General features: G+C 62.1%; 14 protein-coding genes. 7 read left to right on the forward strand and 7 right to left on the reverse strand.

Annotated features, from left to right (window positions below; all coding sequences use genetic code 11):
- Nucleotides 1–192: 192 nt before the first annotated feature.
- From repA to repC, 3 genes are all read left to right on the forward strand, one after another.
- Nucleotides 193–1401: a plasmid partitioning protein RepA gene (gene repA / locus QMO82_RS07695; protein ID WP_183609717.1), complete on the forward strand. Its 1209-nt coding sequence runs from the start codon at nt 193–195 to the stop codon at nt 1399–1401.
- Nucleotides 1402–1471: 70 nt separating this feature from the next.
- Nucleotides 1472–2446, forward strand: coding sequence for a plasmid partitioning protein RepB (gene repB, locus QMO82_RS07700; protein WP_183609716.1), 975 nt, complete (start codon nt 1472–1474; stop codon nt 2444–2446).
- Nucleotides 2447–2657: 211 nt separating this feature from the next.
- A complete protein-coding gene (gene repC, locus QMO82_RS07705) occupies nt 2658–3944 on the forward strand; it encodes a plasmid replication protein RepC (RefSeq protein WP_183609715.1) in 1287 nt (428 codons plus the stop codon).
- Between the two features lie 11 nt (nt 3945–3955).
- Here the strand turns inward: repC and QMO82_RS07710 are convergent, their stop codons facing one another.
- The 3 genes from QMO82_RS07710 to QMO82_RS07720 form a co-directional block, all read right to left on the reverse strand.
- Nucleotides 3956–5761 carry a methyl-accepting chemotaxis protein gene (locus QMO82_RS07710; RefSeq protein WP_183609714.1) on the reverse strand — a complete coding sequence of 602 codons (1806 nt, stop codon included), beginning with the start codon at nt 5759–5761 and terminating at the stop codon, nt 3956–3958.
- Nucleotides 5762–5770: 9 nt separating this feature from the next.
- Nucleotides 5771–6757 (reverse strand): cytochrome-c peroxidase, encoded by a 987-nt coding sequence (locus QMO82_RS07715; RefSeq protein WP_183609713.1) that lies wholly within the window; start codon nt 6755–6757, stop codon nt 5771–5773.
- A gap of 174 nt (nt 6758–6931) precedes the next feature.
- A complete protein-coding gene (locus QMO82_RS07720; RefSeq protein ID WP_097620563.1) occupies nt 6932–7414 on the reverse strand; it encodes a ProQ/FINO family protein in 483 nt (160 codons plus the stop codon).
- 233 nt (nt 7415–7647) lie between these two features.
- Here QMO82_RS07720 and panC point away from each other — a divergent pair, with 233 nt between their 5' ends.
- The 3 genes from panC (at nt 7648) to QMO82_RS07735 (ending at nt 9917) form a co-directional block, all read left to right on the forward strand.
- Nucleotides 7648–8583 carry a pantoate--beta-alanine ligase gene (gene panC, locus QMO82_RS07725; protein WP_183609712.1) on the forward strand — a complete coding sequence of 312 codons (936 nt, stop codon included), beginning with the start codon at nt 7648–7650 and terminating at the stop codon, nt 8581–8583.
- Complete coding sequence (gene panB / locus QMO82_RS07730; RefSeq protein WP_183609711.1) at nt 8580–9401, forward strand: 3-methyl-2-oxobutanoate hydroxymethyltransferase; 822 nt, start codon at nt 8580–8582, stop codon at nt 9399–9401. Before panC ends, panB begins: the two co-directional genes overlap by 4 nt.
- A gap of 99 nt (nt 9402–9500) precedes the next feature.
- Complete coding sequence (locus QMO82_RS07735) at nt 9501–9917, forward strand: hypothetical protein (RefSeq protein WP_183610957.1); 417 nt, start codon at nt 9501–9503, stop codon at nt 9915–9917.
- 146 nt (nt 9918–10063) lie between these two features.
- Here QMO82_RS07735 and QMO82_RS07740 read toward each other — a convergent pair whose 3' ends face one another.
- A complete protein-coding gene (locus QMO82_RS07740; RefSeq protein WP_183609709.1) occupies nt 10064–10981 on the reverse strand; it encodes a hydrogen peroxide-inducible genes activator in 918 nt (305 codons plus the stop codon).
- A gap of 144 nt (nt 10982–11125) precedes the next feature.
- Here QMO82_RS07740 and katG point away from each other — a divergent pair, with 144 nt between their 5' ends.
- Nucleotides 11126–13315 (forward strand): catalase/peroxidase HPI, encoded by a 2190-nt coding sequence (katG, locus tag QMO82_RS07745; protein WP_183609708.1) that lies wholly within the window; start codon nt 11126–11128, stop codon nt 13313–13315.
- 64 nt (nt 13316–13379) lie between these two features.
- Here the strand turns inward: katG and QMO82_RS07750 are convergent, their stop codons facing one another.
- From QMO82_RS07750 to QMO82_RS07760, 3 genes are all read right to left on the reverse strand, one after another.
- Nucleotides 13380–13790: a type II toxin-antitoxin system VapC family toxin gene (locus QMO82_RS07750; protein ID WP_183609707.1), complete on the reverse strand. Its 411-nt coding sequence runs from the start codon at nt 13788–13790 to the stop codon at nt 13380–13382.
- Nucleotides 13787–14047, reverse strand: coding sequence for an antitoxin (locus tag QMO82_RS07755; RefSeq protein WP_183609706.1), 261 nt, complete (start codon nt 14045–14047; stop codon nt 13787–13789). Before QMO82_RS07755 ends, QMO82_RS07750 begins: the two co-directional genes overlap by 4 nt.
- A gap of 121 nt (nt 14048–14168) precedes the next feature.
- A complete protein-coding gene (locus QMO82_RS07760) occupies nt 14169–14726 on the reverse strand; it encodes a DUF3299 domain-containing protein (protein ID WP_183609705.1) in 558 nt (185 codons plus the stop codon).
- Nucleotides 14727–14897 lie beyond the last annotated feature (171 nt).

Consider the following 14897-nt stretch of genomic DNA (forward strand, 5'->3'; position numbering starts at 1 on the left):
TTCGCCGCGCCCCCGGCCCAAAACTCCCGGCCCCTCCAGACCATCATGCAGCACGGCCAAGTGTTTGAACGGGCACCAAAAAGGTTAATATGCGTTAACCTTAAAAATCTTGGCCGGCATCGGAGAATCGCGGATAATAACGGTTAGAGGGGCTTCTGATCCCGAAAATCGTTATCCGAGAGATTGCTGCCGATGAACGCTAATTTGAACGCCTTGAGAGAGGCGCCGTTGCATTTCGAGGATCAGATTCTCGAGCAGGGCGACGTGATTTCGAAGAAGCTGCATCTCTTGAGCGTGCAGCGCTTCCCGCCCAATGCAAAAAAGACGTTGCGCAGCTTTTCTCTCGCCGAGGTCGCCCATTATGTCGGGGCGTCGCAGAGCACGCTGAAGAAACTGCATCTCGAAGGGAAAGGCCCCTGCCCGCAGACCTCGCCTTCCGGGCGGCGCTCCTACAGCGCCGCGCAGATGCTGGAGCTGAGGCGCTATCTCGATGCGCATGGCCGCTCTGAAAGCCGCATGTATGTTCCCCATCGCCGCGACCATGAAAAGCTGCAGGTGATCGCCGTCGTCAACTTCAAGGGCGGCTCGGGCAAGACAACGACCGCCGCCCATCTCGCCCAGCATCTGGCGCTGACCGGCCACCGCGTGCTTGCCGTCGATCTCGATCCGCAAGCGTCGCTCTCCTCCCTTCACGGCTTCCAGCCGGAGTTCGACCAGGCCTCGTCGCTCTATGAAGCGATCCGCTACGACGGCGAGAAGAAGAAGCTCTCTGAGATCATCCACAAGACGAATTTTCCCGGCCTCGATATCGTGCCGGCCAATCTCGACCTGCAGGAATACGAATACGATACGCCGCTCGCCATGGCCGACAAATCGACCAATGACGGCAAGACCTTCTTCACCCGCATCTCGCGGGCGCTCGCCGAGATCGATGATCGCTATGACGTCGTCGTCATTGATTGCCCGCCGCAGCTCGGCTACCTCACGCTGACGGCGCTGACGGCGGCGACGAGCGTTTTGATCACCATCCATCCGCAGATGCTCGACGTCATGTCGATGGGCCAATTCCTGCTCATGCTCGGCGGCATCCTGAAGCCGATCCGCGCCGCCGGCGCCGAAGTGAACCTCTCCTGGTACCGCTATCTCATCACCCGCTACGAGCCGACCGACGTGCCGCAGGCGCAGATGGTCGGCTTCATGTCGACGATGTTCCACGAGTTCATGCTGAAGAACCAGATGGTCAAATCGACAGCGATCTCCGATGCCGGGATCACCAAACAGACGCTTTACGAGGTCGAGCGCGCCTCAATGAACCGGGGAACCTACGACCGGGCGCTGGAAGCGATGGACGCCGTCAATGCAGAGATCGCCGATCTCATTCATCAGGCTTGGGGACGGTGAATTTGTCGGCTGACAAATTCACGGTTTCCTCAAACCGAATCAATTGGTTCACTGCCGATCGGAGGACGTGATGGCACGAAAGAATCTGCTGGAAGGGCTGGCCGGCATGCCGGACGAGAGTGCGGCGCCGAACTATCCGATGCGCGGCGCGGGCCGGTCGCTGGTCCGCTCGCTGGATGAGCTCGCCAAACAGGCGGAAAAATTCCTGGAGGGCGAGGCGGTCGTCGATCTCGACCCCGATGTCGTGGAAGCTTCCTTCGTCAAGGACCGCCTGTCCGAAGACGACGAGGATTTTCAAGCGCTGGTCGCGGCGATCCGCGCCCGCGGCCAGGATACGCCCATCCTGGTGCGTCCCCACGGCAAGATCGACGGACGCTACCAGGTCGTCTTCGGCCATCGCCGGCTGCGCGCGGCCCGCGAGCTCGGCCGCAATGTCAGGGCCGTCGTCAAGACGATGGACGACCGCACCCATGTGATCGCCCAGGGGCAGGAGAATTCGGCCCGCGCCGATCTCACCTTCATCGAGCGCGCGCTGTTTGCCAGCCGGCTGGAAGAACTCGGCTACGACAGGCAGGTCATCTCGACCGCACTTGCCGCCAATGCGGCGTCGGTCTCGAAGATGATTTCGGTCATGGATCGCATTTCGCCGGAAGTCGTCCAGGCGATCGGCCCGGCACCCGGCGTCGGCCGCGAACGCTGGGTGGAGCTTTCGCTGCTCGCCGGCAAGGCATCCAATGCGGCAGATATCGCCAAGCTCATGGACGAGGACAGCTTTCCCCAGTTGCCTTCCGACAAACGTTTCGAAGCGCTCTACACGGGGCTGAACAAAAGCGCCCGGCCGGTGAGAAAGGCGCAGGTGGCAGCAGCGAAGATCAAATGGCAGCCGCGGGACAAGGCCGTCCAAGCGGAAATGAAGAATGACGGCAAGGCGTTTTCGCTCTCGATGAAGGCGAAAAATGCCGGCCGCTTCGGAGAATTTCTCTCCAGCAGGCTGGATGCGCTCTATGAGCAATTCCTCGCCGAGGAGGGCAAACAAGGAGTCTGAAACCGCAAAAGAAAAAGGCCCCCAAACGAACGAGTCGTGGAAGCCCTTCTCACATCCTTAAGCAAGACAGAGAATCGCATTTTCACGAATCCCAGTCAAGAGTCCTGCAGCGCTGCGCGTCCTTTAAGACGCACAAATAACGCTGCAGCACTCTCAACCCTCGCATCGTTTTGGTGAGCGGATTTCTTTTGCCTGATCAAAGGTGAAGGAAATGGAGAGTGAATATGTGACGACGCCCTTCGGGCGGCGGTCGATGTCGCTTGCCATGCTGCTGAAACAGCGGCGGGGCGAAGCGATCGAGGCCGGGACGACGCGTAACAAGTGGAAGCTGTTCCGATCGGTCTGCGAAGCCAGGGCAGGGCTTGACGTGACCGACCGGGCACTCACAGTGCTCGATGCGCTGCTGACCTTTTATCCCGAGGACGACCTCTCCAGCGAAAAACCGCTGGTCGTCTTCCCCTCGAACGCGCAGCTTTTGCTGCGAGCCCGCGGCATGGCCGCCGCGACGCTGCGTCGGCACCTCGCCGTGCTCGTCGAGGCCGGCCTCATCTCCCGCAAGGACAGCCCGAACGGCAAGCGTTACGTGCGTCGCGGCCGGGAAGGCGGGATCGACGAAGCCTATGGCTTCAACCTCGCCCCGCTTCTCGCCCGCGCCACCGAGATCGAAGCGATCGCAGCGAGGATCGCCGCCAACCGGCAGATGCTGCGCGCAATGAAGGAGCGGCTGACGATCTGCAGGCGCGACATCGCCAAGCTCATCTCCGCAGCCATCGAGGAAGCCGTTCCCGGCGACTGGGAGCGCGCCTCTTCGATGTTTCATGCGCTGTTGCAGCGCATTCCGAGGGCCGCAACGCTGGAAAACCTCGCACCGATCCTCGAAGAACTCGAGACAATCCGGCTTGGCGTCATCAACACATTGGAAACTCAAGAGAAAATTCGAATAGCGAGCACCAATGAATCCCAGAATGAGCGTCACATACAGAATTCGAGTCCCGAATCCACATCTGAATCTGAACCGGGTTTGGAAACGGGACAAGAGGCGGGCCGGCATCACGAGCCGAGAGAAGAACTGGACAGCCATGAACCCGGAATGGCCGGGAATGGCGGGGAGGGATCGGGGGCCATGGCCCCGAGGAATGCCGGGCGATTGAATTCTTTCCCACTCGGCACTGTTCTTCAGTCCTGCCCTGATATCGTCGACTACGGGCCAGGCGGCGCGATCGCCAGCTGGCGGGATCTGATGATGGCGGCCGCCGTCGTGCGCTCGATGCTGGGCGTCAGCCCATCGGCCTATGAGCAAGCCGCCTCGGTAATGGGGCTGGAGAACGCCGCCACCGTCATGGCCTGTATTCTGCAGAGGGGAGGGTGCATCAACTCCGCCGGCGGCTATCTCAGGGACCTCACGCGGCGGACCGAACGCGGTGAATTCGCGCTTGGCCCGATGCTGATGGCGCTGCTGCGGGTGAAAAGCCTGGCTGACAGCCGGGCCGGTACATGATCGTGCTTCGCTCAGGCCGCGTCGCGATAGCTTCGCGTGCCGGGCTCCGCTCTGCCGAGTTCGAACTGGGTGACCAGTTCGCGCAGGCGCTCGGCCTCGCCGGCGAGCGTGACGCCGGCGGCTGTGGTTTCCTCCACCATCGCGGCATTCTGCTGGGTCACCTGGTCGAGCTGACGCATCGCCGAATTGACTTCCGACAGGCTTGTGGCCTGTTCGCGTGCCGAGGCCGCCAGCGCATCCATGCGCTGGTTGATATCGACGATGAAGCGGCCGATGTCGCCGAGGGCGGCGCCCGTCTGATTGACCAGTTCGACGCCGCCGGCGACCTTGGAGGATGCCCGCCCGATCAGATCCTTGATCTCCCTGGCGGCCTGCGCCGAACGTTGTGCGAGTTCGCGCACCTCCTGGGCGACGACGGCAAAACCCTTGCCGGCCTCGCCGGCGCGCGCGGCCTCGACACCGGCATTCAGCGCCAGCAGGTTGGTCTGGAAGGCAATTTGGTCGATGACGGCGATGATATTGTTGATCTGCCTGGAGGATTCCTCGATCTGGCCCATCGCGTCGACCGTCTGGGCCACCACCTTGCCCGATGCCAGCGCGCTGCGATTGGCGTCGTCGGCGACGCTGCGGGCCTCCTCGGCGATCTCGAAGGCTTCGGTGACCTTGGTGGTGACGGCACTCAGCGCCGCGGCGGTCTCTTCGAGCGTCGCCGCCTGCCGCTCGGTGCGGCCGGAGAGTTCGTTGGAGCCGTTGCTGATCTCGCGGGTGCCGGCATTGATGATCGACACGCTTTCGGAAACGGAAAGCAGCGTGCGCCCGAGTTGCTCGACGGAGGCGTTGAAATCATGCCTGAGCGGTTCGAATTCCGGCGCGAACCGCTCCGAGAGTTTGAACGCAAGATCGCCCTCCGCGAGCCGCTTCAGCCCGGCCGCCAGCCCCGATGTGGCGACCGTCAGCCGCTCGGCCGCCCTCCGTTCCGCCTGCTCCTGGTCGACCAGCCGGTTTGCTTCCGCCAGTCGCCGGTTCTCCTCGGCCTCGCTTTCGAGCCGGGTGCGGGCGATGGCGTTCTGGCGGAAGACTTCCACCGAACCCGCCATCAGGCCGATCTCGTCGCGGCGCCCGGCATAGGGGATCGCCTTATCCGTCTCGCCGTTCGCGAGTTCCTGCATGGATTGGGTGATGCGCTGGATCGGGCGCGACACATGCCGAGCGATGGCGATCAGGATGCCGAGGCCAATGATGGCGGCGAGGCCCGCCAAGGCCAATTCGACTTCGATCTTCGTCTCCAGCGCGCTGCCGGCATCGGCCACACTCTCTGTCGCGATCTTATCGACGATGGCGTTGACCGCCGCAATTCCGGTCAGGATTGCCTGCTGCGAGCGCGCCAACTTCTCGGCTGTCGGCACTTCGTCCGCCGGCTGCAGGCCGAGGCTGACCCTGACGTCCTTTTCCCAGACATCATGCGCCTGGCGGAGAGACCGTACCCCCTCGGTCAGCGACGTCGCGAGATCGATGCCGCCGAGTTCGTCGAGCGACTGCGTCAGCGCGCCGTTGCTGTCGTCGAACTCGGTCTTGATCTCGGCCGCCGAAACGAAATTCGTCATCGACAGCACCCGGTCGACGACCGATGTGGCCTGCCTGAACTGTTGCTCGATATGGGCGGAGGCCAGCTTGGCGTTCACCGCCTCCTGCACCACCGCGGCGACCCGGGTCTGGCCGGTGACCGCCTGGTAACCGATCAGGAATGCGCTGCCGAAGCCGACGACGATCGTCGCCACCATCGGAACGAGAATCTGCATGCGTATGGAAAGTGTCATGCCTGCACCTCAGTTCGGCAGCGTCGGAAGGGGGATGTCCTGCTTCTCGGCGGTCAAGGTTCCGAGAAAGGCGATCAGATCGCTGCGTTCCTGGTCCGTCAGCAGAAAGGCCGACATGTCGGGATCGAGCGACGGACGGCTGACGCCGCCACTTTCGTAATGGGCAATCACCTCGTCCATGCTCTTCAAGCTGCCGTCATGCATATAGGGACCACGGTAGAGCGTGTTGCGCAGGCCGGGCGTCTTGAAAGCATATTTGTTGCCAGGACTGCTCGGATCGATCTTATAGCGGCCGATATCCTCGCTCGGCAGGCCGATGTCATGGAACTTGTTGTCGGTGAAATTCCAGCCGGAATGGCAGGCGGAACAGCCAGCCGTGCCGGTGAACAGGTCGAAGCCGCGCTTGGCGCTGTCGGAGACCGCCTTCTCGTCGCCGTCCACCCAGCGGTCGAAGGGCGACCAGTTGGAAACCACCGTCCGCTCATAGGTGGCAATCGCCGTCAGCAGCGTCTCCTTGGAGATGCCCTTATCCGGGAAGACCTCGCCGAACCACTTCTTGTAATCGGGTATGTCTTGCATTTCGGTGACGGCGGTATCGAGCTTGCCGTTCATTTCGGCCGAGGCCGTGATCGGGCCGGCGGCCTGCTCCTCCAGGTTTGGCGCGCGGCCGTCCCAAAAGAAAGGCGTGACCCAGGCAACGTTCAATACCGTGGGGGCCTGGCGCCCGAGCGCGGTATTGGCCGCGCCAATTGGCGTTTTGACAGGCGTCTCGAAACCGAAGGACGGGTTATGACAGCTGGCGCAGGTCATGTTCTTGTTGCCGGAAAGCCTGGGGTCGAAGAACAGCATCTTGCCGAGCGTCGCCAACTGAGGGGAATAGGCCGTCACCCCCTCGAAAGGCACCGTAAGCGGCCGTTTATAGGCGGAAAGATCGGCGGCAGCACCGGGCTGGACTACAGCCAGTGCAAATAGGGAAGCAACAATCAGGAAACGCATCGTTCTAGCAAGTCCGGAGGAAGTTTCTGGTTGATGCTAGATTTAGCGCAATTGCATTAACGGTCTGTAAAGCAAACTATACTTGAGGACAGCGCGAAGGTTTTAACAATGCGCCATCGCGATCGTCAGCAGGCGCAAACTATGGAACGCGACGCAGTATTCCCCGATCTCGGCTTAGCCGGCTCGGGCTGACGAACTCTTCCTGCTGAGAAGGGCTGCGCGAATCTGTTCGTTCTTGCTCAGAAGGGGAGGGGGAGGCGGGGCTGGCTCCTCGGGCGCCTCGGCCTTGCCGGCATTCTGCTTGAGGCTCAGGAAGCGTTTTTGCGCGACCAGCCGATCTTCTGACGACAGCGGTTCGACCGGTTCGCCGTCAAGGCCGTGGCGCATGGAATCGGGCTGGGCGCTGGCGAAATAATAGCGCCGGCAATGAACATAGGCGGCCGTCGCGCGCCTCAGTGTCGTCACGCCGGCATCGGGCTTCAGGAGCGGGCGCAGCTCGTTGAAGAGGCCGACGGCAAAGGGGAGGACAGGATCTCCCGGCTTGGCGGGAAGCACGCCGACCGGCCGGATCAACAGCATGTTGATCGCGTTTGCCTTCTCCACATCGAGCTCGGCTGCCGCAATCGGCCCGCGGCTGATCTTCCAGGGTTTATCCATGCATCCTCCATAGCGACCGACTGTGATGGTATCTTGACGGACAGGGCCAATAGCGGCGCAGTTCGCACATTGTCAGCCCTGCCGCAAGCCGCCATTTCCGCGCAGACACAGGCTGGTCTTATCGGCCTGCCATTCCATCTAATCGTTTTTATCACCGAATATGCATTGACCTCCAGCATCGATTACACTTCTTATCCGCGCCCAAGAAGAGTGACCGGCCGCGGGGAGGATATATGCGGGTTTTCTCGAGCATTGACGAGCTGCGCCACACGCTCGATGCGTTGAAGCGCCAGGGGCGTACCGTGGCCCTGGTGCCGACGATGGGCTATCTCCATGCCGGTCATATGGAGCTCGTATCGCGCGCCCGGGCCGAGAACGACCTCGTCGTCGTGTCGATTTTCGTCAATCCGCTGCAGTTCGGTCAAGCGGAAGACCTCAGCAAATATCCGCGCGATCTGGAACGCGATTCAGCCATGCTCAAGCAGGCCGGTGTCAATTTCCTTTTCGCGCCCGGTGTCGAAGACATGTATCCGCGCCCGATACTGGCTGTCGTCGATGTTCCCGATCTCGGCCGCGAACTCGAAGGTGCGGTCAGGCCTGGGCATTTTGCCGGCGTCGCCACCGTCGTCTCCAAGCTGTTCAACATCGTGCAGCCGCAGACCGCCTATTTCGGAGAGAAGGACTACCAGCAGGTGGTCATCATCAAGCGCATGGTGGAGGATCTCGCCATACCGGTGCGGGTGATATCGGTGCCGACCGTCAGGGATGCCGATGGCCTCGCCTTCTCGTCGCGCAATGTCTATCTCAGTGCTGAGGAGCGGCGTGCCGCGGCGATCGTCCCGCAGACCCTCGACGAGGCCGAGCGCCTGGTTGCCGACGGCCTGACGGATGCCAGGGAATTGGAAGCAAAGCTCACGACCTTTCTCGGTCGCGAGCCTCTGGCAAAGCCCGAAGTCGTCGCCGTCAGAGATGCTTCGACACTGGAGCCGGTCGGCTCGATTGAAGAGCCTGTCGTCGTCGCACTCTTCGTTCGGTTCGGCTCGACGCGGCTTCTCGACAACCGCGTGATCGGCAGCAACCGGGCTGCCGGGAGCAACCGGATTGCCGGGGTTATCGGCGGGAAGGGCCAAACGGGAAAGAGCCAGCCGGGAAAGGGGGTAACGAAATGAGCGCCACCGGATCTCAAAAGCGCCTGACGCCGACCCGCATCTCAGCCATGAAGGGCGGCAAACCGATCGTCTGCCTGACCGCCTATACAACGCCGATGGCGCGCCTGCTCGATGAGCATTGCGATCTCCTGCTGGTCGGGGATTCGCTCGGCATGGTGCTCTACGGCATGGAGACCACCATCGGCGTCACGCTCGACATGATGATCGCCCATGGCAAGGCGGTGATGCGCGGCGCCGGCCAAGCCTGCGTCGTCGTCGACATGCCGTTCGGCAGTTATCAGGAATCGAAAGAGGTTGCCTTCCGCAATGCCGTCCGCATCCTGCAGGACACCGGCTGCGATGCCGTCAAGCTGGAGGGCGGCGAGGAGATGGCCGAGACCATCGCCTTTTTGACGAAGCGGGGCATTCCGGTCATGGGGCATATCGGCCTGATGCCGCAGCAGGTCCAAACCGCGGGCGGCTATCGTTCCGTCGGCCATTCCGAACACGAGACCTCGAAGATCCGGCGCGACGCGCATGCCATCGGCGGCTCGGGCGCCTTTGCCGTCGTCGTCGAAGGCACGGTGGAGCCGCTCGCCCGGGAAGTGACTTCGGCCATCCACATACCGACCATCGGTATCGGTGCGTCCGCCGCCTGCGACGGCCAGGTTCTGGTCTCCGATGACATCCTCGGGCTCTTCAACGATTTCACCCCGCGTTTCGTCAAACGCTACGACGAACTCGGCAAGAGGATCGCCGCGGCCGTCTCCACCTATGCCGACGAGGTGCGATCGCGAAAGTTTCCGGCCGCGGAGCACACGTTCAAGCGCCGCTCCTAGAGCAATTCCTGGCAAAGCGTGAAGCGCTTTTGCCGGGAATTGCGTAAAACAAAGGGATAAAACGTCGTGACCCAGCTGACATCCGAGGGCTCCCCCCGGTTGGACGCCGGCGTGGTCGCGGGATGGTACACCTTGTCGCCGAAATGGCAGGGCATCTGGGGAGACAAGTCCTCGCCTGCACCCGTTTCCGATTCCGTGAAGAAAGTCATGGTGTTCATGACCGACGGCGAAACGAACACCCAATACGACCCGAGCGACAAGTTCGACTGGATCTGCTCTCAAACACAATCATCGGCGTGCAACGCCTTTGCCACTTCCGTGATGCAGACCGCATGCACGGCGATGAAGAAGAGCGGTATCGAAATCTATACGCTTTCCTATAGCGCCGATGCCGACGTGGTGAACATCCGCAACTGCGCCACCAATGGCGCCCATTTCTTCACCGCCCCATCAAGACCGTCTACGAGGCGATCGCCGCTGCGATCCGCGGAAATAATTTTGCGGCTGACGCAGTAATCGTCGGCCGAAGACCTTTCAGGGACTAACCCGCGGCGGGGTTCTGCCACCCAGACACGCCACTCCAATGCTGTGTCGTCAGGAATGAAATGCGAGGGCGCAAGGGAAAAGCCCTCCCCCTTGTGGGGAGGGGTTGGGGAGGGGTCTTAGGCACCCCGGGCATATTGCTCGCGCATCGTCTCAGCCGAGCGGCGCACGGCCTCGGCGACTTCCTGCAACTGCTTGGCCATCGGCGTCGAATTGCGCCAGACCATGCCGATTGTCCGCGACGGCTGCGGCGAAGGGAAGCGGGAGATCGAGACATGCGCCGAGCGCGTTTCGACGGGAACGGCCATCTCCGGAATGAGGGTGACGCCGATGCCGGCGCCGACCATCTGGACGAGGGTGGAGAGCGAGCTGCCTTCCATGATTTCCCGCGGGCGGGCCGGCCCGACCTTGCAGAAGGACAGCGCCTGGTCGCGGAAGCAGTGGCCTTCCTCGAGCAGCAGCAGCCGCATTTCGCGCAGCGCCTCGCGTTCGGGCACCGGCTTATCTCCATCCTCGTGCCGCCTGACCAGCACGAATTCTTCCCTGAAAAGCTCGAGTTCGGTGAGCGATGGTTCCGACACCGGCAGCGCGACGATCGCCATATCAAGCTGGCCCTGCGCCAATTCCTGAACCAGCTTGCCCGTCTGCGTCTCGCGCACCTCGATCTGAATTCCGGCGAAGGTTTTGTTGAGATCGTTTATAATAGCCGGCAGCAGATAGGGCGCAATCGTCGGGATGATGCCGATGCGCAGCCGCGTGAGGAAGGAATCGCGCGAGGCACGGGCAAACTCCCCCAGCTCCTCCACGGCCCGTAGGATATCGCGGACCCTCAGCGCGAAGATCTGGCCGAAAGGGGTGAGCTTTACCTCGCGCGCGCTGCGCTCGAAGAGTTCGCTGCCCAATTCCTGCTCGAGTTCTTTGATCTGCATGGAGAGCGCCGGCTGGGAGATGGCGCAGGCATCGGCGGCACGGCGGAAACGGCCGTCCCTTGCCAGGGCTTCAAAATAGCGTAGCTGTTTCAGGGTAAGATTCTTCATAAGCTCAACTTATCGCAGCAATCAGTAAATCCAACTTAAAATTATTGGACGCTTCCGATATGAAGGCTGCAGGGGAGAGAGTGGGGCGCCAGCCCGGCTCATCTTTTTGAACGGCAGACAGACCAATCAATGAAGGAGACGATCATGGACAACCCCACTGATAGCGCAGGCAAATGTCCTGTTGCCCACACGCATAAGGCTCCGACCGCCCGGACGAACCGCGACTGGTGGCCGAACCAGCTGAACGTGCAGATTCTTCACCACGGTTCCGGCCGCGCCGATCCGCTCGGCCAAGCCTTCGACTATGCCGAGGAGTTCAAGAAGCTCGATCTCGACGGCCTGAAGAAGGATCTGCACGCGCTGATGACGGATTCGCAGGACTGGTGGCCGGCCGATTTCGGTCATTACGGCGGCCTGTTCATCCGTATGGCCTGGCACAGCGCCGGCACCTACCGCATCACCGACGGCCGCGGCGGCGCCGGCCAGGGCCAGCAGCGTTTCGCGCCGCTCAACAGCTGGCCTGACAATGCCAACCTCGACAAGGCCCGCCGTCTGCTCTGGCCGATCAAGCAGAAATACGGCAACCGCATCTCCTGGGCCGATCTTCTGATCCTCACCGGCAACGTCGCGCTCGAATCTATGGGTTTCAAGACCTTCGGTTTCGCCGGCGGTCGCGCCGACGTCTGGGAGCCTGAGGAACTGTTCTGGGGTCCTGAGGGAACCTGGCTGGGTGACGAGCGCTACAGCGGCGAACGCGAACTGGCGGAGCCGCTCGGCGCCGTGCAGATGGGCCTCATCTATGTCAACCCCGAGGGCCCGAACGGCAATTCCGATCCGCTCTCTTCCGCCCGCGACATTCGCGAAACCTTCGCTCGCATGGCAATGAACGACGAAGAGACCGTGGCACTGATCGCCGGCGGCCATACCTTCGGCAAGACGCATGGCGCCGGCGACCCGTCCCTGATCGGCCCCGAACCAGAAGGCGGCGCGATCGAGGACCAGGGTCTCGGCTGGAAGAGCTCGTTCGGCACCGGCGTCGGCAAGGATGCCATCACCGCCGGCCTCGAAGTCACCTGGTCGCAGACGCCGACCAAGTGGAGCAACTACTTCTTCGAAAACCTCTTCGGCTTCGAATGGGAACTGACGACGAGCCCGGCCGGCGCGAAGCAGTGGCAGGCCAAGAACGCCGAAGCCTCCATTCCGGATGCCTACGACGCCGCGAAGCGGCACCTGCCGACCATGCTGACGAGCGATCTGGCGCTGCGTTTCGATCCGGCCTACGAGAAGATCTCGCGCCGCTTCCTCGAAAATCCCGGTGAGTTCGCCGACGCTTTTGCCCGCGCCTGGTTCAAGCTGACCCACCGCGACATGGGACCGAAGGTACGCTATCTCGGCCCGGAAGTTCCGGCCGAAGACCTGATCTGGCAGGATGTGATCCCGGCCGTCGACCATCCGCTCGTTGACGCCAAGGACATTGCCGAACTGAAGGAAAAGGTTCTCACCACCGGCCTCACCGTGCAGGAGCTGGTCTCGACCGCATGGGCATCGGCCTCGACCTTCCGCGGCTCCGACAAGCGCGGCGGCGCCAATGGCGCACGCATCCGCCTTGCCCCGCAGAAGGACTGGGACGCCAATCAGCCGGCGCAGCTCGCCAAGGTGCTCGGCGTTCTCGAAGGCATCCAGAAGGACTTCAACACCGCCCAGACCGGGACTAAGAAGATCTCGCTGGCCGACCTGATCGTTCTCGCCGGTGCAGCCGGCGTCGAGAAGGCGGCGGCAGCCGGCGGCAACGCCGTCAGCGTGCCCTTCACGCCGGGCCGGATGGATGCTTCCGAAGAGCAGACCGACGTGCATTCCTTCGCAGCGCTCGAGCCGCGTATCGACGGCTTCCGCAACTACGTGAACGGCAAGCGCCATCAGTTCATGAAGCCGGAAGAAGCGCTCGTCGACCGCGCCCAGCTCTTGACGCTGACCGGGCCCGAAATGACCGTTCTCGTCGGCGGCCTGCGCGTGCTGAAGGCAGGCGCCCCCGAGCACGGCGTCTTCACCACGCGTCCCGAGACGCTGACGAACGACTTCTTCGTCAACCTGCTCGACATGGGCACGCAGTGGGTTCCCCTCGCCGGCAAGGAAGGCGTCTATGAAGGCCGCGACCGCAAGACGGGTGCTGCCAAGTGGACCGGCACCCGCGTCGACCTGATCTTCGGCTCGCACTCACAGCTTCGCGCCTTCGCCGAAATCTACGGCCAGGCCGACGCCAAGGGGAAGTTCGTCAAGGACTTCGTCGCGGCTTGGACCAAGGTCATGAACGCCGATCGTTTCGATCTCGTCTGATCGGCAGCATTTCGCCCGGGCGCCGTTTCGGCTGCGCCCGGGCATTTTTTATCGTAGACCGGACCTACCGCCCGACCGTCCAGTCCTCGACACGCAGGCCATCGACGCGGCGGAATTCCCCGACATTGTTGGTGACGAGAACCAGATCCCGGGTCCTGGCCTGGGCGGCGATCAGGACATCATAGGGACCGATCGGCGTTCCCTTTGTCGCCAATGCGGCACGGATCTTCCCAGCGGCTAACGCATCCTCCTGCTCGAAACCGATGACTGAGAACTCTGCCATGAACAGGCGCAGCGTTTCGAGATTGTAGGAGATCTTCGCGCTTTTATAGGCGCCATAATAGAGCTCGTGCATCACCACGGTCGAAAGCCCGATCGATCCCTCGTCGTTGTCGATCACGCGCTTCAGCAGTGTTTCGGATTTCCTGCCGATCAGAGCGATCACCGCATTGGTGTCGATAAGATGTGTGATCACTTGAACAGGTCCTGAAGATCAGGCCGCTCCTGCCCCTCCGGCTGCTCTCGCCCTTCCGCCATGAAATCGTCGCTGAGGCCGCGCTCCAAGGCGCTATGCAACGATGCCCACCGCACGCCGCGCTCGGCCCGTGGCCGAAGAATGACAGCATCGCCTTCCCGCGTCACCTCCACCTGGTCGACGTCGAAGCGGAACTCTTTCGGCAGCCGGACGGCTTGCGAATTGCCGGATTGAAATACACGCGCATATTGCGGCATGAGTGCTCTCCAAGCTTTGTATATATGCCGATGTATATACGCGATTGACGGGGTTCGTTCAAGATTTTCTGCACCATTTTTCGACCGGCAGGACAGTGCGCAGCACCCGTCTCCGCGCTTTCTACTGGCGAGGCAGAATGCCGAAAGGCGAAAGTGACAGCAGATCGGGATCGGTCGTCGCCGTTGCTGTCGCGACATGGGCATGGCCTATACTGTAGCCGTAGGTGAGGACGCGGTTACCGTCGATCATGAAGAATTGCGCCTGATCCAGGCCGGGCCGCAGACTACCCGTCACGGTGACGGTCTCGTATAGTCTTGCCAGATGCAAAGGTTCTTCCGGAACGACACGAACCAGTTGGTTGGGCGGAGGGGAGGGCATGTGGCTGCAGGCTCCGGCCCAGGGCACCAGCATGAATTCGTAGACAAGATCGCCATCCTGGTCGATCGGCAGAACAAAACCCGTCAATTCGATCGGATCCTCGCCATGCCAGGCGAGTGTTTCGCCCTGTGGGCCGCTCACCGCCTTGCCCGACAGCGGCACCGTCGCTTTGGCCTGATCGGCCGGCCGTAAAGCGCTCCAGAAAATGGGCTGAGCTGCAGCGAAGGCGCCGGAAATCGGCCATGCGCAACCTAATGCCAGCGCCGCGAACGTCAGGAGGAAAGGCTTGTGCTTCATCATTGCATCTCCCGAGCCGGCCGCTTTAACCACACTGCCGCTGCCGCGCGGATGCTACTCCCGATCCCGCTTAGCCGTCAAAGCTTCGGGCGTGGACCAATCAGGGTTTTGCCGGGCAGAGGGGTACGGCAGACCTCCCATCGTCATACGATGAAAGACCCCGCGTGGGGTGAA

The sequence above is a fragment of the Rhizobium sp. BT04 genome (genome assembly GCF_030053135.1).
GTDB lineage: Bacteria > Pseudomonadota > Alphaproteobacteria > Rhizobiales > Rhizobiaceae > Rhizobium > Rhizobium binxianense.

Bases quoted from the DNA above. Each gene is read 5' to 3' on its own strand.
- repA (WP_183609717.1), top strand. From the start codon at position 193: ATGAACGCTAATTTGAACGCCTTGAGAGAGGCGCCGTTGCATTTCGAG.
- QMO82_RS07755 (WP_183609706.1), bottom strand. From the start codon at position 14,047: ATGCCGCAATATGCGCGTGTATTTCAATCCGGCAATTCGCAAGCCGTC.
- QMO82_RS07760 (WP_183609705.1), bottom strand. From the start codon at position 14,726: ATGATGAAGCACAAGCCTTTCCTCCTGACGTTCGCGGCGCTGGCATTA.
- panC (WP_183609712.1), top strand. From the start codon at position 7,648: ATGCGGGTTTTCTCGAGCATTGACGAGCTGCGCCACACGCTCGATGCG.
- repC (WP_183609715.1), top strand. From the start codon at position 2,658: ATGGAGAGTGAATATGTGACGACGCCCTTCGGGCGGCGGTCGATGTCG.
- QMO82_RS07715 (WP_183609713.1), bottom strand. From the start codon at position 6,757: ATGCGTTTCCTGATTGTTGCTTCCCTATTTGCACTGGCTGTAGTCCAG.
- repB (WP_183609716.1), top strand. From the start codon at position 1,472: ATGGCACGAAAGAATCTGCTGGAAGGGCTGGCCGGCATGCCGGACGAG.
- QMO82_RS07720 (WP_097620563.1), bottom strand. From the start codon at position 7,414: ATGGATAAACCCTGGAAGATCAGCCGCGGGCCGATTGCGGCAGCCGAG.
- QMO82_RS07740 (WP_183609709.1), bottom strand. From the start codon at position 10,981: ATGAAGAATCTTACCCTGAAACAGCTACGCTATTTTGAAGCCCTGGCA.
- QMO82_RS07710 (WP_183609714.1), bottom strand. From the start codon at position 5,761: ATGACACTTTCCATACGCATGCAGATTCTCGTTCCGATGGTGGCGACG.
- katG (WP_183609708.1), top strand. From the start codon at position 11,126: ATGGACAACCCCACTGATAGCGCAGGCAAATGTCCTGTTGCCCACACG.
- panB (WP_183609711.1), top strand. From the start codon at position 8,580: ATGAGCGCCACCGGATCTCAAAAGCGCCTGACGCCGACCCGCATCTCA.